The sequence below is a fragment of the Frankia gtarii genome, assembly GCF_025403375.1.
Lineage (GTDB): Bacteria > Actinomycetota > Actinomycetes > Frankiales > Frankiaceae > Frankia > Frankia gtarii.
Genome location: NZ_JAMPTM010000593.1, coordinates 1 through 681 on the forward strand (window position 1 = coordinate 1; position 681 = coordinate 681).

Sequence of the window (681 nt, forward strand, 5' to 3'; positions counted from 1 at the left end):
GGCAGGGCTGGGCGTGGCGGATGGGCTGGCCGCGCCGGCGGGGGCGGTCGGATCGATCGGCGCGCTGCGCTCTGAGGCTTCGGCCGCCTCCGTGGGTGCCGTGGCATTCGATGCGGGCGGGGCTGTGGGCCCGACGGCGAGAGCTACGGGGACCGTCGCGTCCTCGGGGACCGAGGCATCCTGGGCGATCTTCATGTCCTGGGGGACCGAGGTGTCCTGGGGAAGTGGGTGGCGAGCGAGCGTGTCCCCGATCGCCGTGGCGGGCGCCGTGGGCTCGGGTGCAGGGTGCGCCGCGGAGGATCTGTCGCTGGTGGCACCGCGGCCCAGCACGGCGGGGAGGAAGCCGCCGCCGCGGGGACGCGCCCGGGGCCCCGTTCGGTGCAGTCCGTGGGACGCGGCAGCGTTGCGGACGAGTCCCGCCGCACCGGTCCAGGCGAGGACCATGGGCAGGGTGTTGAGCCAGGGTGTGCTGTCCGGGCCGGTGCCGCCGGTGGAGGGGGGACCGGCGGCACCGTGTCTGGTGGCGTCCGCATGAGCGTGCCCTCGGCCGTCCCGGGCCGCGCCGGGCCGGCGCCTCGTGGCGGTGGTGGGCGCATGGCCCACGCCGAGCCTTCGGAGAGCGTGGGCGTCGGGTGCCGGCAGGGTCGAGGCGGGGGAGTGCTGGGCGGATGCGGGCTGGAC

1 pseudogene is annotated in these 681 nt (G+C 77.1%); it reads right to left on the reverse strand.

From position 1 onward, the window contains the following. Positions 1–603, reverse strand: a pseudogene (locus NBZ83_RS32465) (hypothetical protein); the annotation flags it as partial. Positions 604–681: the final 78 nt, after the last annotated feature.